General features: G+C 64.5%; 23 protein-coding genes. 14 read left to right on the top strand and 9 right to left on the bottom strand.

The window, feature by feature from the left end:
- A partial coding sequence (locus ENZ75_RS02555) for a TAXI family TRAP transporter solute-binding subunit (RefSeq protein WP_281061223.1) occupies positions 1–227 on the bottom strand: 227 nt, incomplete at its 3' end.
- Between the two features lie 257 nt (positions 228–484).
- On the opposite strand from ENZ75_RS02555, the gene ENZ75_RS02560 reads away from it, so the two are divergent.
- Positions 485–838 carry a YciI family protein gene (locus ENZ75_RS02560; protein ID WP_013528640.1) on the top strand — a complete coding sequence of 118 codons (354 nt, stop codon included), beginning with the start codon at positions 485–487 and terminating at the stop codon, positions 836–838.
- On the top strand, positions 838–2,082 hold the full coding sequence (locus ENZ75_RS02565) for an RNA polymerase sigma factor (protein WP_063169654.1): 1,245 nt from the start codon (positions 838–840) through the stop codon (positions 2,080–2,082). The genes ENZ75_RS02560 and ENZ75_RS02565 overlap by 1 nt, the downstream gene beginning before the upstream one ends.
- Before the next feature lie 3 nt (positions 2,083–2,085).
- Here ENZ75_RS02565 and ENZ75_RS02570 read toward each other — a convergent pair whose 3' ends face one another.
- The 6 genes from ENZ75_RS02570 to hrcA all read right to left on the bottom strand — a co-directional run bounded on the left by ENZ75_RS02570 (position 2,086) and on the right by hrcA (position 7,677).
- A complete protein-coding gene (locus ENZ75_RS02570; protein WP_063170412.1) occupies positions 2,086–2,712 on the bottom strand; it encodes a glutathione S-transferase family protein in 627 nt (208 codons plus the stop codon).
- Between the two features lie 129 nt (positions 2,713–2,841).
- Complete coding sequence (cysK, locus tag ENZ75_RS02575) at positions 2,842–3,819, bottom strand: cysteine synthase A (RefSeq protein WP_027161213.1); 978 nt, start codon at positions 3,817–3,819, stop codon at positions 2,842–2,844.
- A 196-nt stretch (positions 3,820–4,015) separates the two neighbouring features.
- Positions 4,016–4,633: a LysE family translocator gene (locus tag ENZ75_RS02580; RefSeq protein ID WP_013528636.1), complete on the bottom strand. Its 618-nt coding sequence runs from the start codon at positions 4,631–4,633 to the stop codon at positions 4,016–4,018.
- A 273-nt stretch (positions 4,634–4,906) separates the two neighbouring features.
- Entirely contained in the window at positions 4,907–6,259 is a 1,353-nt protein-coding gene (locus ENZ75_RS02585) for a sorbosone dehydrogenase family protein (protein WP_082826610.1), read from the bottom strand.
- Positions 6,260–6,357: 98 nt separating this feature from the next.
- The gene (locus ENZ75_RS02590; protein ID WP_023814156.1) at positions 6,358–6,555 is read right to left on the bottom strand and encodes a hypothetical protein; all 198 of its coding nucleotides are present in this window, start codon (positions 6,553–6,555) and stop codon (positions 6,358–6,360) included.
- 24 nt (positions 6,556–6,579) lie between these two features.
- Positions 6,580–7,677 (bottom strand): heat-inducible transcriptional repressor HrcA, encoded by a 1,098-nt coding sequence (gene hrcA / locus ENZ75_RS02595; protein ID WP_027161211.1) that lies wholly within the window; start codon positions 7,675–7,677, stop codon positions 6,580–6,582.
- Between the two features lie 157 nt (positions 7,678–7,834).
- Here hrcA and rph point away from each other — a divergent pair, with 157 nt between their 5' ends.
- From rph to ENZ75_RS02630, 6 genes are all read left to right on the top strand, one after another.
- A complete protein-coding gene (gene rph / locus ENZ75_RS02600; RefSeq protein WP_013528632.1) occupies positions 7,835–8,551 on the top strand; it encodes a ribonuclease PH in 717 nt (238 codons plus the stop codon).
- 183 nt (positions 8,552–8,734) lie between these two features.
- Positions 8,735–9,145: a VOC family protein gene (locus tag ENZ75_RS02610; protein ID WP_063169655.1), complete on the top strand. Its 411-nt coding sequence runs from the start codon at positions 8,735–8,737 to the stop codon at positions 9,143–9,145.
- A complete protein-coding gene (gene rdgB / locus ENZ75_RS02615; protein ID WP_063169656.1) occupies positions 9,145–9,792 on the top strand; it encodes an RdgB/HAM1 family non-canonical purine NTP pyrophosphatase in 648 nt (215 codons plus the stop codon). The genes ENZ75_RS02610 and rdgB overlap by 1 nt, the downstream gene beginning before the upstream one ends.
- Positions 9,789–10,952 carry a radical SAM family heme chaperone HemW gene (hemW, locus tag ENZ75_RS02620; protein ID WP_063169657.1) on the top strand — a complete coding sequence of 388 codons (1,164 nt, stop codon included), beginning with the start codon at positions 9,789–9,791 and terminating at the stop codon, positions 10,950–10,952. The genes rdgB and hemW overlap by 4 nt, the downstream gene beginning before the upstream one ends.
- A 3-nt stretch (positions 10,953–10,955) precedes the next feature.
- Positions 10,956–11,279 (top strand): low molecular weight protein tyrosine phosphatase family protein, encoded by a 324-nt coding sequence (locus tag ENZ75_RS02625; RefSeq protein WP_013528628.1) that lies wholly within the window; start codon positions 10,956–10,958, stop codon positions 11,277–11,279.
- Positions 11,280–11,304: 25 nt separating this feature from the next.
- Positions 11,305–11,742 (top strand): EamA family transporter, encoded by a 438-nt coding sequence (locus tag ENZ75_RS02630; RefSeq protein ID WP_013528627.1) that lies wholly within the window; start codon positions 11,305–11,307, stop codon positions 11,740–11,742.
- 73 nt (positions 11,743–11,815) lie between these two features.
- Here ENZ75_RS02630 and ENZ75_RS02635 read toward each other — a convergent pair whose 3' ends face one another.
- A complete protein-coding gene (locus ENZ75_RS02635) occupies positions 11,816–12,004 on the bottom strand; it encodes a hypothetical protein (RefSeq protein WP_013528626.1) in 189 nt (62 codons plus the stop codon).
- 149 nt (positions 12,005–12,153) lie between these two features.
- Here ENZ75_RS02635 and rsmI point away from each other — a divergent pair, with 149 nt between their 5' ends.
- Together rsmI and ENZ75_RS02645 are read left to right on the top strand one after the other, a co-directional pair.
- Positions 12,154–13,068, top strand: coding sequence for a 16S rRNA (cytidine(1402)-2'-O)-methyltransferase (gene rsmI, locus ENZ75_RS02640; RefSeq protein WP_063169658.1), 915 nt, complete (start codon positions 12,154–12,156; stop codon positions 13,066–13,068).
- Complete coding sequence (locus ENZ75_RS02645; protein WP_063169659.1) at positions 13,061–13,438, top strand: YraN family protein; 378 nt, start codon at positions 13,061–13,063, stop codon at positions 13,436–13,438. Before rsmI ends, ENZ75_RS02645 begins: the two co-directional genes overlap by 8 nt.
- An 80-nt stretch (positions 13,439–13,518) precedes the next feature.
- Here ENZ75_RS02645 and ENZ75_RS02650 read toward each other — a convergent pair whose 3' ends face one another.
- A complete protein-coding gene (locus ENZ75_RS02650) occupies positions 13,519–14,325 on the bottom strand; it encodes an undecaprenyl-diphosphate phosphatase (protein WP_013528623.1) in 807 nt (268 codons plus the stop codon).
- Between the two features lie 160 nt (positions 14,326–14,485).
- Here ENZ75_RS02650 and ENZ75_RS02655 point away from each other — a divergent pair, with 160 nt between their 5' ends.
- The 4 genes from ENZ75_RS02655 to ENZ75_RS02670 form a co-directional block, all read left to right on the top strand.
- On the top strand, positions 14,486–15,178 hold the full coding sequence (locus ENZ75_RS02655; protein WP_013528622.1) for a glutathione S-transferase family protein: 693 nt from the start codon (positions 14,486–14,488) through the stop codon (positions 15,176–15,178).
- The gene (queG, locus tag ENZ75_RS02660; protein WP_027161203.1) at positions 15,159–16,313 is read left to right on the top strand and encodes a tRNA epoxyqueuosine(34) reductase QueG; all 1,155 of its coding nucleotides are present in this window, start codon (positions 15,159–15,161) and stop codon (positions 16,311–16,313) included. Before ENZ75_RS02655 ends, queG begins: the two co-directional genes overlap by 20 nt.
- Positions 16,310–17,209 (top strand): SDR family oxidoreductase, encoded by a 900-nt coding sequence (locus ENZ75_RS02665; protein WP_063170414.1) that lies wholly within the window; start codon positions 16,310–16,312, stop codon positions 17,207–17,209. Before queG ends, ENZ75_RS02665 begins: the two co-directional genes overlap by 4 nt.
- A gap of 149 nt (positions 17,210–17,358) precedes the next feature.
- Positions 17,359–17,807, top strand: a 449-nt coding sequence (locus tag ENZ75_RS02670) for a penicillin-insensitive murein endopeptidase (protein WP_206617010.1), incomplete at its 3' end; no start/stop codon positions are given.

Consider the following 17,807-nt stretch of genomic DNA (forward strand, 5'->3'; position numbering starts at 1 on the left):
AGATTGAGGTTTTCGACCGAAGCCTTTGTTGCCTGCACCTGGGTGCGGGCACCTTCGATGCCCTTGCCGTAGATTTCCGACAGTGCCACGCCGAGCGGATAATAGACGCCAGATGTGCCGCCGGTGAGCACGTTGATGAATTCCTGCGCCTTGGCGGAAACAGCGCCTAGGCCAAGCGACAGCGCCACGGCGCCGGCCGCAACAAGTTTCGTCCTGAAATGGAACATCTGATTTCCTCCCTGAAATAGCAGCCGCATCACCTCCCTGACGCGAACAGAAGCGAGTTTAGACAGCGAGATGGAAATGCCAACCCGCAATCCCATGCGTTAGACGAATGGTTGAGTGCGGGATGCACAGATGGCCGCTTGCGTGAAATGTCTTCGGAGCCGAAAGATTTTTCCAATGCCTGTCGAAATCGGCCAGGGCCGCGCGACATACGTCCGGCTCGCAAACGAAGCAGCCTTCGAAACAACGGGAGAAGACCATGCGATACATGCTTTTGATCTACGTCAATGAAGCCGCGATGGCGGCCGCGCCGACCGATAAGACCTACGAGATCAGCGCTGCCTATGGCGCGTATACCGATGCGTTGAAGAAGTCCGGCGCCTGGCTGGCCGGCGACCGGCTGAAGCCGACCCAGGCCGCCACTTCGGTGCGGATGGTCAATGGCAAGACCAACGTGCTCGATGGCCCCTATGCCGACACCAAGGAGCAGCTTGCGGGCTTCTACATGATCGAGGCCGAGGATGCCGATGCCGCTATCGCCTGGGCGGCGCGCTGCCCCGCGGCCAGCGCCGGCACGGTCGAGCTGCGGCCGATCTGGGAACAGACCATGTGATGGAAAGTGGCCTGGAGATCGCGCGGGCGGCAGCGGAAACCGCCGCCCGGCAAAGCTACGGCAAGCTTGTCGCCTGGCTCGCGGCCCGCACGCGCGACGTGGCCGCAGCCGAGGACGCGCTGGCCGATGCCTTTGCCGCCGCCCTCGAACGCTGGCCAAGAACCGGCGTACCCAAGAAACCGGAAGCCTGGCTGCTGGCGGTGGCAAGGCGGCGCCGCGTCGATGCGGTGCGGCGCCGGCTGACCAGCGAGGCCGGCCGCGAGCATCTCAAGCTGATTGCCGAGGAAGCGGAGGCGCGCATGACCGACGAAGACCTGCCCGACGAGCGGCTGCGGCTGATGTTCGCCTGCGCCCATCCGGCGATCGAATCGAGCGTGCGTTCGCCGCTCATCCTGCAGACGGTGCTGGGGTTCGACGCCGCGACGATCGCTTCCGCCTTCCTGGTCTCGCCGGCAACGATGGGCCAGCGCCTGGTGCGAGCCAAGTCCCGCATCCGTGAAACCGGTATTCCGTTCCGCGTGCCGGAGCAGGCCGAACTCGGCGAACGGCTGGATGCGGTGCTGGAAGCGATCTACGCCGCCTTCGCCGAAGGCTGGTCCGACCCGGCGGGCACCGAGACGCGAGGGCGCAATCTGGCGACCGAAGGCATTTGGCTCGGCCGGCTGGTGGCTTCGCTGTTGCCGGAGGAGCCGGAGGCGCTGGGCCTCCTGTCGCTGATGCTGTTTGCTGAGTCGCGCCGCGCCGCACGGCGCAGCGCCGCCGGCGACTTCGTGCCGCTGGCGGAACAGGATTGCCTTCTATGGGACCGCGCCCTGATCGATGAGGCGGAGGCGCTGCTTTCCCACGCCGCGGCCAAGGGCATCATCGGCCGCTACCAGCTTGAGGCGGCCGTGCAGTCCGCGCATGCGGCACGACGGCTGACCGGCCGCACCGACTGGGCGGCGATCCGCGAGTTCTACGACGCGTTGCTTTCGATCGCAGGATCGCCGGTGGTGGCGATAAACCGCGCGGTGGCGATCGCCGAGGCCGAGGGCGCAGTGGCGGGATTGGCGGCCCTCTACGTGCTGGGCGACGACAAACGGCTTGATGACTATCAGCCCTATTGGGCCGCACGCGCCGGTCTCCTGGCCAGGCTTGGTCAGGTACTGCAAGCCTGCGAAGCCTATGACCGGGCGATCGGCCTCGAGCGCGACCCGGCGGTGCGCCGCTTCCTGCAGGAAAAGCGGGCAGTGCTCAGAAATTGAGCTTCAGCCCGGCCACATCTCGTGCGAGGTGTTGAGCGTCTTCATCAGCGGATGGTCGCGCAGCCGCGCCCACAGGCGTTCAATGTTCGGCCATGCCGTCCGCGCGCTGTCGATGTCGGGATGCCAGGCCACCAGCATGACCAGATAGATGTCGGCCAGCGACACCCGGTCGCCGACCAGCCAGTCACGGCCTTCAAGCGCGGCATCCAGAACGGCAAAGCCACGGTCCATCTCGGCCACGGCTGCCTGCTTGACCGCCTTGGTGCCTTCGGGATCGGCAGTGTAGCGGTATGCGTAGTAGAAACGCAGCACCGCCGGATAGAGCACCGACGACATGAAGGCCATCCAGCGCAGGAAATCGGCGCGGGCAGGCGCGTCTGCTGCCGGCGCCAAATTGGCATCGGGATGACGCTCGGCAAGCAGGATGCAGATCGCCGCCGATTCCGTCATCGAGCTTCCGTCCGGCAAGGTCAGCACCGGCACCTGGTTCAACGGACTGATGTCGAGGAAGGCGGGGTCGGGCCGGTCGGTCTTCGGCACGTCGATCTGCTCGAACTGTGCATTCGCCAACGCCAGCGCTGCCTCGACGACGAAGCCGCCGCTGCCAGGACGGGTATAAAGCTTGTACATAAAATTCTCCCCCGGCCGCGCAAAGCAGGCCGGGGCGATATGAACCGGAAGCGGTGCCGCGCTCAAGCCGCCGATGGCGGCCACGCGCGTTTTTTCAGCGGGCCAGCTTGGACGCGAAGGAGCGTCGGACTACGATCCCAGCCCCTCGAACAGGATTGTCGACAGATAGCGCTCGGCGAAGGACGGGATGACCACCACAAGATTTTTGCCCTTGTTCTCCGGCCGCGAGCCGACGACGATGGCCGCCTGCAGGGCGGCGCCCGAAGAGATGCCGACCGGCACGCCTTCGAGGCGGGCGACGAGGCGGGCATTGGCCACCGAATCCTCGTTCGACACCTTGACGATCTCGTCATAGATCGTCGTGTCGAGGATCTTGGGCGCAAAACCGGCGCCGATGCCCTGGATCTTGTGCGGGCCGGGCTGGCCGCCCGACAGAACCGGCGAGGAGTCGGGCTCGACGGCGACGACATGCACGGAGGGCTTGCGCTTCTTCAGCACCTGGCCGACGCCGGTGATGGTGCCGCCGGTGCCGATGCCGGCGACGAAGATATCGACCTCGCCATGCGTATCGTTCCAGATTTCCTCGGCCGTCGTCGTGCGGTGGATTTCCGGATTGGCCGGGTTCTCGAACTGCTGCGGGATGATCGCATTGGGGATCGTCGCTGCCAGTTCGTCGGCCTTGGCGATGGCGCCCTTCATACCTTTCGGACCCTCGGTCAGCACCAACTCGGCGCCGAGCAGCGCCAGCATTTTCCGGCGCTCGACCGACATTGTTTCGGGCATCGTCAGGATCAGCTTGTAGCCCTTGGCCGCGGCGGCGAAGGCAAGCGCGATGCCGGTGTTGCCCGACGTCGGTTCGATCAGCGTTGTCTTGCCGGGAGAAATCTTGCCTGATGCCTCAAGCGCCTCGATCATCGCCACGCCAATGCGGTCCTTGACCGAGGCGATCGGATTGAAGAATTCGAGCTTGGCGATGAGATTGGCGACGATGCCCTTTTCCCTGGCGAACTTGTCGAGCCGCACCAGGGGCGTGTCGCCGATCGTATCGGTGATGGAATTGTAGACGCGGCCGCGACCGGGCACACGGGCTGTGACGGGCTTGTTCATTGGTTTCGCTCCCAGAATTTCAGGCGAGTAAGGATTTCAGGCAGTGGAATTGCAGCCGGCAAGATAGGGCCTTCGGTCGCGCAAGATAGACTGTCGGCTGAAAATATCCGAGTGGGCCCTGTGTCTAAAACCGTGCCGTCCCGGAAAAGCATTTCTCGCAAAGGCCCGTTTGCGAAATGCTTTGGCGGAAAGCTCTCTATTGCCGAGCGGCAATCGCTGCAGCAGCACCGACCATGAAGCCGGCCGCCGTGCGGTTCAGCGCCTTGAGCGCGCGGGGCGATTTCAGAAACCAGCGCGCCTTGGCCGCCAGCGCCAGATACGGCACCAGCACCACCAACAGGACGACAACGGTCAGCGCGACGAGGATGCCGTAATCCGCCAGCGTGATGGTTTTCAGGTCGACGATGGTCGGCGTGATCGCGAGATAGAAGATCATCGTCTTCGGATTGCCGAGGGTAACGGTCAGGCCGGCGGCAAAGCTCGACAGCAAGCCGCCCTTGCCTTTTCCGGCCTCGACGGTCTCGGGCGTGATGCCGCTGTTCCAGAAGCGCCAGCCGAGAAAGGCGAGATAGGCGACGCCGAGCCATTTGATGGCCAGGAAAACCATGCCGAAGGATTGTGCGACGAAGGCGAGGCCAAGCACCACGGCGGTCAGATAGGTGATGTCGCCAACCATCAGGCCAAACGACATCGCCAGCGACGAGCGGAAGCCTGAGCCGAGCGCACGGGCGACCAGCGCGGTGATGCCGGGACCAGGAATCGCGGCGGCGATGCCGAGGGCCGCACTATAGGCGAGGAATCCGGTAAGGGTCATGGCACTGGTCTCGGATCAGAGCGTTTTATTGCATGGGACAGGCCAAGATTGAATTCCCTGGGGCCGGATTCCATTGCACCAGATATCGAGGGCTCGCCTTACGAAGCCCCCTCATCCGGCCGCTTCGCGGCCACCTTCTCCCCGAGGGGAGAAGAGACGGGCGCCAGCGTCTGCTGACTCCTCTCCCCTCGGGGAGAGGTCGGATTGTTCCCGAATTGCTCTTCGCAATTCGGTTGGCAATCCGGGTGAGGGGGCCTGCGTTACCTGAGCAGATCAGGACGGACCGTCGCCATGGGTGACACGCCAGATGGTGCCGTTGCCGTCCTCGCTGACGATCAGCGCACCGTCGCTCGCAATCGCCACGCCGACCGGCCGGCCCCAGACCTCACCGTTGGAAACGACGAAGCCGGTGATGAAATCCTCATACGCGCCGGTCGGCTTGCCGTCCTTGAACAGCAACCGCACCACCTTGTAGCCGGTCCTGTTGCCGCGGTTCCATGAACCATGCAGAGCGACGAACGCATCGCCCTTGTATTCAGCTGGAAAGCTCTTCCCCTCGTAGAAGGCGATGGTGAGCGGCGCCGAATGCGCCTGCATCAGCACATCGGGAACGGTCGTTTTGCCGGCAAGATCGGGGCGCTCACCCTTGTGGCGCGGATCCTCATTGTTGCCGATATAGTACCAGGGCCAGCCATAGAAGGCACCCTCCTTGACCACGGTCGCGTATTCGGGTGGCACATTGTCGCCAAGCGCATCGCGTTCGTTGACGACGCACCACAGCGCGCCGGTCGCCGGCTGCACGGTCATACCCGAGCAGTTGCGCAGGCCGGCGGCAAAGATGCGGCCGTTCTTGCCATCGGGATCGAAGGTCAGCACGTCGGCGCGGCCGTCTTCAGAACCCCAGGCTGCACCCAGCGGCTGCGATTTCGCCCAGGCATCGAGTCCGCCTTTCGGCTCCCGGCCCATGTCCTCGGCGACATTCGATCCCGAGCCGACCGAAAGGTAAAGCGTCTTGCCGTCCGGCGAGAAGGCGATATCGCGGGTCCAGTGATGACTGGCGGGGATGTTGCCGACGATGGTTTCCGGGTCGCCGGAGGCCTTCAGTTCGCCATTGCGGTAGGCAAAGCGCACGATGCTGTCGCTGTTGGCGACATAGACCCATTGCGGGTCAGGGCCCGGCGGATAGAAGGCAATGCCATAGGGTCGGTTGAGATTGCCGGCAAAGATGCCGTCCTGCGCCGGCTTCGCACTGCCTTCGGCGAGGCGATAGATGCGGACCTGGTTGGCTTTGCTGTCGGCGACGAACAGGTCGCCATTCGGCGCGACGCGCACGACGCGTGGATTGTCGATGCCCGATGCAACCAGCTCGGCCGAGAACCCCGGCGGCAGTTGCAGCTTCGCGTCTGCCGGCATGTCCGCGATGCCGGCGCTGTTCGAGGTCGACCGGGTGGCATTGGGCTTGGGCAGATCATCCGGTCTGATCAGCCGGCGGGTGCCCGGCTTGTCCGCTCGCCAGTCGCCGAAGGCAGCCGCGCCTTTCAGTACCGGTTCGTCCGCCTGCTGGGCGAATGAAGCGGTCGAGACAAACAGTGCGGCGGAAAGTGCCGGGCCGGCAAAACGCATCATTCGGTCCTCCAGTGTTCGGGCGTGAAAACAGGAACGACCGGTTTCGTCGATCGTTCCACGGCACACGATGAGGTGAAGGAAGCTTGCGGTTTTCCGGTTCAGGTCCCGGCGGCGTAGAAATCGTCGTCGAGGCGTTTTTCCAACTCGACGAGGTCAGCCGGCAGCGGCAGGCCCATGGCGCGCATTTCCTGCAGTTTTTCGCGCAGCTGCTCCTGGATCTCGTGCTGGTCTTCCGGCTGGTTGACCATCTCCTCGAGCAGCAGGCTGATCCGGGCCTTGAATTCTTCGAGCGCCATCGTCGTCTCCTCGGTTGGATCAGCTCAGCGCAGCATGCGTGAAATCAGCTGCGCCGTATAGTCGACCATTGGGACGATGCGCGCGTAATTCAGCCGGGTCGGGCCGATGACGCCGAGCGCGCCGACGACGCGGGCATCCTTGTCGCGATAGGGGGCGACGACCAGCGACGAGCCCGACAGCGAAAACAGCTTGTTTTCCGAGCCGATGAAGATGCGCACACCCGAGCCCTGCTCGGCGAGGTCAAGCAGCTGGATAAGCCCGTCCTGCGTCTCCATGTCCTCGAACAGATGGCGCAGCAGCTCGATGTCGGCCTGGGCGGTGACGTTTTCAAGCAGATTGGCACGCCCGCGCACGATGAGCCGTGCCGGCAGGCCGCTGTCGGCGCCGGCCCACACCGCCAGCCCCTTCTCCACCAGGTCCTGCGACAGCGTGTCGAGCGCGGCCCTGGTTTCTTCCTTGATGCGAGCGATCTCGATCCGCGCCTCGGCCAGCGTGCGGCCGCGTATATGGGCGTTGAGGAAATTCGAGGCCTCGTGCAGTTGCGAGACGGTGATCCCGGCGGGCAGGTCGACGACGCGGTTTTCGACGTCGCCATTCTGCGACACCAGCACCGCCAGCGCCTTCGTCGGCTCAAGCTGGATGAATTCGATGTGCTTCAGCGCCACCTCGTTTTTGGCGGCCAGCACCAGGCCGGCGCCGCGCGACATGCCCGACAGCATCTGGCTGGCCTCGGTCAGCATGTGCTCCAGCGTCGCACCGGAGCCGGACGCCCGCACCTGTGCCTCGATGGCGCGGCGCTCCTCGTCGGAAAGGTCGCCAAGCTCCATGAAGGCATCGACGAAGAAACGCAGGCCGGCCTGCGTCGGCAGCCGGCCGGCCGAAATGTGCGGCGCGTAGATCAGGCCGAGATGCTCGAGGTCGCTCATCACGTTGCGGATGGTCGCCGGCGACAGTGAGGACGGCAGGATACGCGACAGGCTGCGCGATCCCACCGGTTCACCGTCCCTGAGATAGGAATCGACGATGCGCCGGAAGATGTCGCGGGAACGCATGTCGAGCGCCTGGAATACTGGCGACTGAAGCGCGGGCGACTGCGAACTCGGATCGACTGCCTTGGTCATACGGCCAAAAACCTCCGGCCCAAGGATATAGACTTACACTGCACCCGCGCAACCCGGTGTCTGTGTCCGATCGTCAGCCCATTTTCCTTTGCGCCACGCGTCCCATGCGGTTACAAGCCGGCCAAGATTCCGAAAAATGACAAGAAAGCAGCCCTGAATGCGCCCTTCCAAACGCCAATTCGACGAAATGCGTGCCATCTCCTTCGAGCGTGGCGTCTCCAAGCATGCCGAAGGCTCATGCCTGGTGAAGTTCGGCGACACGCATGTCCTGTGCACGGCCAGCCTCGAGGAAAAAGTGCCGGGTTGGATGCGCAACTCCGGCAAGGGCTGGGTGACGGCGGAATACGGCATGCTGCCGCGCTCGACCGGCGAGCGCATGCGCCGTGAGGCTTCGGCCGGCAAGCAGGGCGGCCGCACGCTGGAAATCCAGCGGCTGATCGGCCGCTCCTTGCGCGCCGTGGTCGATTTGCAGGCGCTGGGCGAACAGCAGATCACCGTCGACTGCGACGTCATCCAGGCCGATGGCGGCACCCGCACCGCATCGATCACCGGCGGCTGGGTGGCGCTGTATGACTGCCTGCGCTGGATGGAAGCGCGCCAGATGGCCAGCGTCGCCAAGGTGCTGAAGGACCATGTCGCGGCGATCTCCTGCGGCATCCATGACGGCCAGCCGGTCATCGACCTCGACTATATCGAGGATTCCGCGGCCGGCACCGACGCCAATTTCGTCATGACAGGCAAGGGTGGCATCGTCGAGATCCAGGGCACCGCCGAGGGCGAGCCTTTCTCCGAGGAGCAGTTCGCGGACCTGATGGGCCTGGCCAAGAAAGGCATCCAGCGCCTGGTGAGTTTGCAGCAGATGGCAGTGGCTTAGTTTTTAGATGTCGAGCCTGAGCGCCCCCCTCTGGCCTGCCGGCCATCTCCCCCTCAAGTGGGGAGATCGGATGTCATCTAGGGCTTCGCCAATCTCCGGCGTTGTAGGGCGCGCGACAATGCAGAAGCTGCCAATCTCCCCACCTGAGGGGGAGATGGCCGGCAGGCCAGAGGGGGGCGCCTCGTGACACCCTCCACGATCCTGGAATCGGCCCTCTACGTCACAGACCTGCCCGCCGCCGAAACCTTCTACACCGACATCCTCGGCCTCAATCTCCTCGGCAAGGTCGACGGCCGCCACCTCTTCTTCCGCTGCGGCCCCGGCGTGCTGCTCGTCTTCAACGCCGAGGCAACCAAAATCCCGCCGGCGCCCGACGCGAGGCTGCCGGTGCCACCGCACGGCGCGGTCGGCCAAGGTCATCTCTGCTTTACGGCGACCGACGATGAAATCGCCGGCTGGAAAGCCCATCTGGAGGCAAAGAAGATCGCCATCGAGAGCGAATTCGAGTGGCCGCAGGGCGGCCGTTCGATCTATATACGCGACCCCTCGGGCAACTCGATCGAATTTGCCGAGCCAAGAATCTGGGGCCTTTGATGCATTCTCTCGATGGCAAGAAGATCGTCGTCGCCACCCATAATGAGGGCAAGCTGCGCGAATTCGCCGACCTGATGGGACCGTTCGGCTTCGAAGCGAAGTCGGCCAGGGAGTATGGCCTGCCGGAGCCGGACGAGACCGGCACCACCTTCGAGGAGAACGCCTACATCAAGGCGCTCGCCGCCGCCAAGGCGACCGGCCTGCCGGCGTTGTCGGACGATTCCGGCCTGTGCGTCGACGCGCTTGACGGCGCGCCCGGCGTCTACACCGCCAACTGGGCCGAAACCCCGGACGGTTCGCGTGACTTCGGCATGGCCATGCAACGCACCGAAGTGGCGCTGCAGGAGGTCGGCGCCGCCTTGCCGGAGCAGCGCAAGGGACGCTTTGTCGCCGTCATCTGCCTGGCGTTTCCCGACGGCGAGGCCGAATATTATCGCGGCGAGGCCGAGGGCACGCTGGTCTGGCCACCGCGCGGCGAGCTCGGCTTCGGCTATGATCCTGTGTTCCTGCCCGAGGGCTTCGAAAAAACCTTCGGCGAAATGAGCGCCGAGGAAAAGCATGGCTGGAAGCCCGGCCAGGCCACGGCGCTGTCGCACCGCGCCCGTGCCTTCCAGAAATTCGCCAAAGCGAGATTGGGCTCGGCATGAGCATGCTGCTCGACCGGACGCCCGGCTTCGGCGTCTATGTCCACTGGCCGTTCTGCGCGGCCAAATGCCCCTATTGCGACTTCAACAGCCATGTTCGCCACCAGCCGGTCGACCAGGAGCGCTTTGCCGCCGCCTTCGAGGCCGAACTGGCGACGATGCGCGAGCGCACCGGGCCGCGCGAGGTGACCAGCGTTTTTCTAGGCGGCGGCACGCCCTCGCTGATGAAGCCGGAAACCGTGGCCAGGGTTCTGGACGCCGTGGCGAAGAACTGGACTGTGCCTGCCGGCATCGAGGTGACGCTGGAGGCCAATCCGTCCTCGGTCGAGGCCGAGCGCTTTCGCGGCTATCGGGCGGCTGGGGTCAATCGCGTGTCGCTCGGCGTGCAGGCGCTGAACGACAAGGATTTGCGCTTCCTCGGCCGGCTGCACAATGTCGAAGAGGCCCTGCACGCCATCGGCCTCGCGCGGGAAATATTCCCAAGGCTGTCCTTCGACCTGATCTACGCCCGCCCCGGCCAGACGCCGGAGGCTTGGGCATCGGAGCTGGAACAGGCGATCGGCCATGCCGCCGACCATCTGTCGCTCTACCAGCTGACCATCGAGGAAGGCACGCCCTTTCACGCGCTGCATGCGGCAAAGAAATTCATCATTCCCGACAACGACCATGCCGCCGACCTCTATGCACTGACGCAGGAGATCACCAAGGCGCACGGCCTGCCGGCCTACGAGATTTCCAACCACGCCAGGCCTGGCGCCGAGAGCCGGCACAACCTGACCTACTGGCGCTATGGCGAATATGTCGGCGTCGGGCCGGGCGCGCATGGCCGCTTCGTCGAGAACGGCCGGCGCACGGTGACAATCGCCGAGCGGATGCCGGAAACCTGGGCCAATCTGGTCGAGGCCAAGGGCCATGGCGTCACCGGCGGCGAGATCCTGACGCGCTCGGAAGAGGCCGACGAATTCCTGCTGATGGGCCTGCGGCTGGCCGAAGGCATCGACCTCTCCCGCTACGAGGCGTTCTCCGGGCGCGGCCTGTCGAGCGCGCGGTTGTCGATGCTGCAGGGCGAAGGGCTGGTGGCGCCGATCGGCAATGCGCGCCTGCGCGCCACGGCCGCCGGCATGATCGTGCTCGACGCGGTGGTCGCCGATCTGGCGCGCTAACCCTTGAAGAACGTCCTTTTCGTCTGCAGCCAGAACCGCTTGCGCAGCCCGACCGCCGAACAGGTGTTTTCAACGCGCCGCGATATCGAGGTGGCCTCGGCCGGAACCAACCACGATGCCGACACGCCGCTGACGCATGAGCTGGTCGCTTGGGCCGACATCATCTTCGTCATGGAAAAGGCGCACCGCACCAAGCTGCAGAAGAAATTCAGGGCCAGCCTGAAGAAGGCGCGTGTGATCTGCCTCGACATACCTGACGATTATGAATTCATGGATCTGGAGTTGATTGGCCTTCTGAAGGCACGCGTTTCACGGTATCTCGGTTAAGACGCAATCCGCGAAGGCCACCCGCATGAACCTGACCGTATCCTCCTGGCAATTCTGGGCGCTGCTCTCGGCTGCATTCGCTGCCCTGACGGCGATCTTCGCCAAGGTCGGCATCGAGAACATCAATTCCGATTTCGCCACCTTCATCCGCACGATCATCATCCTGATCGTGCTCGGTGCCATCCTGCTCGCCAGCGGCCAGTTCCAGTCGCCGGCTACGATCTCGGGAAAGACCTGGGCTTTCCTCGCCCTGTCCGGTCTGGCGACCGGCGCTTCATGGCTCTGCTATTTTCGCGCCCTGAAGATCGGCAATGCGGCGCAGGTGGCGCCGATCGACAAGCTAAGCGTCGTGCTTGTGGCGGTGTTTGGCGCGGCCTTTCTCGGCGAGCGGTTGTCCGGAGCGAACTGGCTTGGCGTCGCCCTTATCGCGGCGGGTGCTGTGCTGGTCGCCTATCGAGGGTAGTTGCGCGCCATGGCGTGCGTTCTTCGTTTCAAGACGGGTGATGAAGATATCGAAGCGATTGGGCATCGTCCGGTCAGTGCTCCGTCGTGCTGTCGGGTTTGTTGTCGGAAAGGCTGACGTTCGTCGGCAAGGTGCTGGCGACGCGCTCTTCGGTCAGGCTGTGCTCGGTCTTGGCAGACGGGCGCTTGTCCCTGGGGGTGGCAACGCGGTTGCGGCCGGCATAGTAGGGCTCGAAAGCGTCTTGTATCTTGAGGCTGTCCATCCTGTCCTCCTCCGGAATCAGGGGGCTAATCTGCCAACGCCGGTTTGGTTCCCCACTGTGGCAAAGGAAAGGCGAATTCCTTACATCGGCGTCAGCTTTTGCAAGCCCGCGTCAGCCGTGCCAAACAGGGTCGAACGGAGACTTGATCAGTGACCGCAGAGACGGGCAAGCGCAGCTATGTGGTCGGGCAGACCGAGATCGCGGCCCGGCCGCTGGAGCCGGCGCTCTATCTGGTGGCGACGCCGATCGGCAATCTCGCCGACATCACGCTGCGCGCGCTGGAGACGCTGGCCGCCGCCGACATCGTCGCTTGCGAAGATACACGGGTGTCGCGCGTGCTGCTCGACCGTTATGGCATCCGCCGCCGCACCACAGCCTATCATGAGCATAATGCCGGCGAGGCCGGGCCGAAGCTGATCGCGGCGCTGCAGGCCGGACAGAGCGTGGCGCTGATCTCCGATGCCGGCACGCCGCTGGTGTCCGATCCCGGCTACCGGCTGGTCGGCGAGGCGCTCGACCACGGCATTCGCGTCGTGCCTATCCCCGGCCCATCGGCGCCGCTCGCGGCGTTGACCGCATCCGGCCTGCCCTCCGATGCCTTCATGTTCGCCGGATTTTTACCGGTGAAGACCGGGCAGCGGCTGACGCGGCTGGAGGCACTGAAAGCCGTGCCGGCGACATTGATTTTCTTCGAATCGCCGCGCCGGCTGGCCGAATCCCTCGGTGCCATGGTCGAAGCGCTGGGCGGCGAGCGCAAGGCCGCGATCGGCAGGGAATTGACCAAGACCTTCGAGGAGATGCGAACCGGCACGCTGCAGGCGCTGGCCGACCACTATGCCGCGGCCGATACGCCGAAGGGCGAGATCGTCGTCTGCGTCGCTCCGGCCGAGGCCAGGGTCGACGAACCCGCCGACATCGACCGTTTGCTTCTGTCGCTTGCCGCCGAGATGCCGGCCTCCAAGGCGGCGGCGGAAGCCGCGAAGATGACCGGCGGCCAGAAACAGGCGCTCTATCGGCGATTGCTGGAGCTCAAGGATGCTTCGGGAGAAAGCGACGGTGGCTGAACGCCCGAGCGCCAGCCGCCAAAAAGCCTATCGGCGCGGCCATCGCAGCGAATGGCTGGCGGCGGCAGCGCTGATGCTGAAGGGCTACCGGATCCTGGCGCGCCGCCACCGCACGCGCTTCGGCGAGATCGACCTGATCGCGCGGCGCGGCGACCTGGTGCTGTTCGTCGAGGTCAAGGCGCGCCGGTCGCTGATGGAAGCCATGGAGGCGATCGGCCACGAATCGGAACGTCGAATAGAAGGCGCGGCCGACATCTGGCTGTCGCGCCAAGCGGACTACGGCAGGCTGTCGATGCGCTTCGACATGGTCGCCGTGCTGCCCTGGCGCTGGCCGGTGCATGTCGAGAACGCGTTTTATGGGAAGAGTTAGAGGGGGCAGCCCTCCTTCATTCGTCATCCACGGGCGGAGCCCGTGGGACGAAGCGTGAGGGCCGCTACGCGGAACACTCCTCACCCCCAGATCATCAACGCCACCAACCCGACACCGCCCACCACCAGCCGCCACCAGCCGAACAGCGAGTAACCCTTGCGCGAGACGTAATCGAGCAGGAAGCGCACGACGATGAGCGCCGTGACAAAGGCGGCGACGAAGCCGACGGCGATGATCGGCAGGTCGGCGCTGCTCAGCACGTTGCGGTTCTTGAACAGGTCGAAGGCGAAGGCGCCGACCATGGTCGGGATTGCAAGGAAGAAGGAAAATTCAGCGGCCGCGCGCTTGTCGACGCCCAAAAGCAGGGCGCCGACGATGGTCGAGCCCGAACGCGATGTGCCGGGAATGAGCGACAGGCACTGGAAAAGCCCGATCTGCAGGTAAAGCCGGGTCGGGAAGCGCTCGACGTCGCGATAAACCGGCTTGAGGTTCATGCGGTCGACCACCAGCAGCACGACGCCGCCGATAATCAGCATGATGCAGATCAGCCTCGGCGATTCGAACAGCACCGTCTTTATGAAATCATGCGCCAGCGCGCCGATGAATGCCGCCGGCAGGAAGGCGATGAGGATGCCGATGACGAAATGCCTGGTCAGTCGGTCGTGCGGCAGTTCGAGCAGCATTTTCCAGAGGCGGCGGAAATAAACGCTGAGGATCGCCAGGATGGCGCCGAGCTGGATCAGGATCTCGAAGGCCTTGCCGGTCGAGTGGAAGCCGAGGAAATGGCCAGCGAGCAGGATATGGCCGGTCGAGGACACCGGTATGAACTCGGTCAGCCCCTCCAGCAGGCCGAGCAGCAGGGCTTCGACGATGGTCTGGCTTTCCATGGCTACCTCGGCATTGGCATGACGGCTGACAGAAGGGCTTGCTTGTCATGGCGTTGAAGTCCCCCTATAGGTCGCAACACCCTGACGGCCCGCTAACCGGGCGGCCAAGACTTACCGGTGCGCCCTGCGATTCGCCAGTGCGCTTTATCATCGCGGAACCATGCTGACGCTTTTCCACCATCCCATGTTCGCCACCTGTCGCTTCGTCCGCCTCGCATTCGGCGAGTATGGCGAGGAGCTGGCTTTGATCGAGGAAAAGCCGTGGACCCGGCGCAAGGAGTTCCTGGCGCTGAACCCGGCCGGCACGCTGCCGATCCTGCTGGCCGAAGGCGACGTGCCGATCGTCGGCGCGACGGTCATATCGGAATATCTCGATGAAACGCGCGGCGTGCTGAAGCGCGACAAGCGGCTGTTCGCCGAGGACCCGATGCAGCGCGCCGAAATCCGCCGGCTCATCGACTGGTATCTCAACAAGGCTGAAAGCGAAGTCACCCGCCATCTGGTGCGTGAGCGCGTGCTGAAGCCGGTCATGCCGGAAACGGCGGGCGGCGGCTCGCCCGACTCGGGCGCGATCCGTGCGGCGCGCGCCAACATCCGCCAGCACATGAAATACACCAACTGGCTGGCCGGCACCCGCCATTGGCTGGCCGGCTCGAGGGTCACCTATGCCGATCTCGCGGCCGCGGCGACGCTGTCGGTGCTCGATTATCTCGGCGAGATAGACTGGCGCGAGCACAGCGCTGCTCGCGAATGGTACACGCGGGTCAAGTCGCGGCCTTCCTTCCGGCCGCTTTTGACCGACCGGGTGCGCGGCCTGTCACCGGTGTCGCATTATGCGGACCTCGACTTCTGACGCCGCAAAACTGCGCGCGCTGATCGACGCTGAGGCGCAGCGCGCCGGCTTCGATGCCGTCGCCGTCACCTCCCCCGATGCGATCCCGCTGGCGCCGGCGCGCCTGGCCGAATTCGTCGCCGATGGCTTTCACGGCTCAATGGACTGGATCGCCGAGACGCTGCAACGCCGCAGTGAACCAACGGCCCTCTGGCCGCAGGTACGCTCGATCGTCGTGCTGGCGATGAACTACGGCCCCGACCATGATCTTCGCGAAGTGCTGGCCAAGCGCGACCGCGGCGCGATCTCGGTCTATGCGCAAAACCGCGACTATCACGATGTGATGAAAGGCCGGCTGAAGGAGATCGCCGGCAAGCTCGTTGCCCGCGCCGGCGGTGACGTGAAGGTGTTCGTCGACACCGCACCTGTCATGGAAAAGCCGCTGGCCGAAGCCGCCGGGCTTGGCTGGCAAGGCAAACACACCAATCTGGTCAGCCGCGAGCACGGCTCCTGGCTGTTCCTCGGCACCATCTTCACCACCGCTGAACTGGTGCCCGACCGCGCCGAAATCGACCATTGCGGCTCCTGCCGCGCCTGCCTCGACGCATGCCCGACCGATGCTTTTCCGGCGCCCTACCGGCTCGATGCGCGGCGCTGCATTTCCTATCTCACCATCGAGAACAAGGGGCCGATTCCGCACGAATTCCGCGAAAAGATCGGCAACCGCATCTATGGCTGCGATGACTGTTTAGCCGCCTGCCCGTGGAACAAATTCGCCCGGGCGGCTTCGGAAGCAAAACTCGCCGCGCGCGATGATCTGCGCGAACCACCGCTCGCCGACCTTTTGGGTCTCGATGACGCGGCCTTCCGCGCTTTCTTCTCCGGTTCGCCGATAAAACGCATCGGCCGCGATCGGTTCATCCGCAACGTGCTGATCGCCGCCGGCAATTCCGGCGATGCCTCTCTTGCCGACACTGTGCGCGCCTTGCTGGACGATGCCTCGCAGCTGGTGCGGGGCGCGGCAATTTGGGCGCTGGCGCGGCTGGTGCCCGATGCCGAATATTCAGAAAGGGCAGCCCTCGGCCTGAAAACCGAGAGCGACGAAGCCGTGCGCGACGAATGGCGTCTGGCGCGGCCAACCAGGGCGAATGCATGAGCGAAAAGCAGATATTCATCTTCGGCGCCGGCTATTCCGGCAGGGCTTTTGCTCGGGCCAACAAAGGCGCCGCGACGATCTTCGGCACGACACGCTCGCCGGAAAAATTCGAGACGCTACGGCAGGCCGGCATCGCCCCGCTGCTGTTCGACGGTGCGCTGACCGAGGAAATCGGCGATGCACTGGAAAAGACAACGCATCTGCTGATTTCGGTCGCCCCGGAGGAGGCTGGCGATCCCGTGCTGGGTGCCGCCCGAGAGGCAATCGCTCAAATGCCGGCGCTGGAATGGATCGGCTATCTCTCTACGGTCGGGGTTTACGGCAATTATGACGGCGCCTGGGTCGATGAAACGGCTGAATGCCGGCCGGTGTCGAAGCGTTCGATGATGCGGGTGGCGGCAGAGCAGGACTGGCTGGAGCTGGGCCGCGAGATTCGCCGGCCGGTGGCGATCCTGCGACTCTCCGGCATTTACGGGCCGGGCCGCAATGCCCTGCTCAATCTGGAAAACGGCAGCGCAAGGCGGCTGGTCAAGCCCGACCAAGTGTTCAACCGCATTCATTGCGACGACATTGCAGGCTCCCTGTGGCAGCTCATCCAAGGCAATAAAGGCGGCATCTTCAACGTCACCGACGATCTGCCGGCGCCGCCGCAGGACGTCGTCGCCTATGCCGCATCATTGATGGGCATCGAACCGCCGCCCGAGATTCCTTTCGACGCCGCCCAACTTTCGCCCATGGCGCGGTCCTTCTATGGCGAGAACAAGCGCGTCGGCAACGCGGCGATCAAGGCGGCGGGCTATTCCCTGCGCTTTCCGGACTACCGCGCCGCCTTCGACCATATGTGGGCGAGCGGCGACTGGCGCGACGGCGAGGCGCGCAGCCCGATGAAGCGCTAAAAGCAATTCCAGGAAAAGTGTGACACGGTTCTCCGTCCGGGATTGCGTCAAAACAGAGATAGAGCGGTTCACCGTTTCGGTGAACCGCTCTATCGATCGAAGCGTTCCGCGTTGCATGCTATGATTCGGCCTGGTGGGGATCCGGTTTCATGAAAACACCGATACAGCCATCTCTCGGCAAAAAATTCAGGGTGGCGGCCGCTCTCGGCCTGTTCGTCCTTGCCGGTCTAGCCGTACGGCCGGCCGCGGCCGAGGAACGGGCAAAAGACCTGTTCGGCGCCAAGAAACTGCCAGCCGCGAGCGCGGCGCAATCGATCGGCTTCTATTCCAAGGGCTGTTTTGCCGGCGGCGTCGCCATTCCCATGGACGGTCCGACCTGGGAGGTGATGCGGCCGTCCCGCAACCGTCGCTGGGGCCATCCGGCTATGATCGCGGTGATCGAGAAATTGTCGCGCGACGCGGCAGCCGATGGTTGGCCGGGCCTGCTGATCGGCGACATTTCGCAGCCGCGCGGCGGCCCGATGCTGACCGGGCATGCCTCGCACCAGATCGGGCTCGACGCCGACATCTGGCTGACGCCGATGCCCAGCCGCCCGCT

This window comes from Mesorhizobium sp. M7A.F.Ca.CA.002.04.1.1 (assembly GCF_004022805.1).
In the GTDB taxonomy this organism is placed as follows: domain Bacteria; phylum Pseudomonadota; class Alphaproteobacteria; order Rhizobiales; family Rhizobiaceae; genus Mesorhizobium; species Mesorhizobium ciceri.

What these genes read in the sequence shown, in the direction of transcription:
- ENZ75_RS02590 (WP_023814156.1), bottom strand. Translation starts at nt 6,555, where the DNA reads ATGGCGCTCGAAGAATTCAAGGCCCGGATCAGCCTGCTGCTCGAGGAG.
- ENZ75_RS02635 (WP_013528626.1), bottom strand. Translation starts at nt 12,004, where the DNA reads ATGGACAGCCTCAAGATACAAGACGCTTTCGAGCCCTACTATGCCGGC.
- ENZ75_RS02585 (WP_082826610.1), bottom strand. Translation starts at nt 6,259, where the DNA reads ATGATGCGTTTTGCCGGCCCGGCACTTTCCGCCGCACTGTTTGTCTCG.
- ENZ75_RS02580 (WP_013528636.1), bottom strand. Translation starts at nt 4,633, where the DNA reads ATGACCCTTACCGGATTCCTCGCCTATAGTGCGGCCCTCGGCATCGCC.
- ENZ75_RS02655 (WP_013528622.1), top strand. Translation starts at nt 14,486, where the DNA reads ATGCTGACGCTTTTCCACCATCCCATGTTCGCCACCTGTCGCTTCGTC.
- ENZ75_RS02650 (WP_013528623.1), bottom strand. Translation starts at nt 14,325, where the DNA reads ATGGAAAGCCAGACCATCGTCGAAGCCCTGCTGCTCGGCCTGCTGGAG.
- hrcA (WP_027161211.1), bottom strand. Translation starts at nt 7,677, where the DNA reads ATGACCAAGGCAGTCGATCCGAGTTCGCAGTCGCCCGCGCTTCAGTCG.
- queG (WP_027161203.1), top strand. Translation starts at nt 15,159, where the DNA reads ATGCGGACCTCGACTTCTGACGCCGCAAAACTGCGCGCGCTGATCGAC.
- ENZ75_RS02630 (WP_013528627.1), top strand. Translation starts at nt 11,305, where the DNA reads ATGAACCTGACCGTATCCTCCTGGCAATTCTGGGCGCTGCTCTCGGCT.
- cysK (WP_027161213.1), bottom strand. Translation starts at nt 3,819, where the DNA reads ATGAACAAGCCCGTCACAGCCCGTGTGCCCGGTCGCGGCCGCGTCTAC.
- ENZ75_RS02570 (WP_063170412.1), bottom strand. Translation starts at nt 2,712, where the DNA reads ATGTACAAGCTTTATACCCGTCCTGGCAGCGGCGGCTTCGTCGTCGAG.
- rdgB (WP_063169656.1), top strand. Translation starts at nt 9,145, where the DNA reads ATGCATTCTCTCGATGGCAAGAAGATCGTCGTCGCCACCCATAATGAG.
- ENZ75_RS02665 (WP_063170414.1), top strand. Translation starts at nt 16,310, where the DNA reads ATGAGCGAAAAGCAGATATTCATCTTCGGCGCCGGCTATTCCGGCAGG.
- hemW (WP_063169657.1), top strand. Translation starts at nt 9,789, where the DNA reads ATGAGCATGCTGCTCGACCGGACGCCCGGCTTCGGCGTCTATGTCCAC.
- ENZ75_RS02565 (WP_063169654.1), top strand. Translation starts at nt 838, where the DNA reads ATGGAAAGTGGCCTGGAGATCGCGCGGGCGGCAGCGGAAACCGCCGCC.
- rph (WP_013528632.1), top strand. Translation starts at nt 7,835, where the DNA reads ATGCGCCCTTCCAAACGCCAATTCGACGAAATGCGTGCCATCTCCTTC.
- ENZ75_RS02560 (WP_013528640.1), top strand. Translation starts at nt 485, where the DNA reads ATGCGATACATGCTTTTGATCTACGTCAATGAAGCCGCGATGGCGGCC.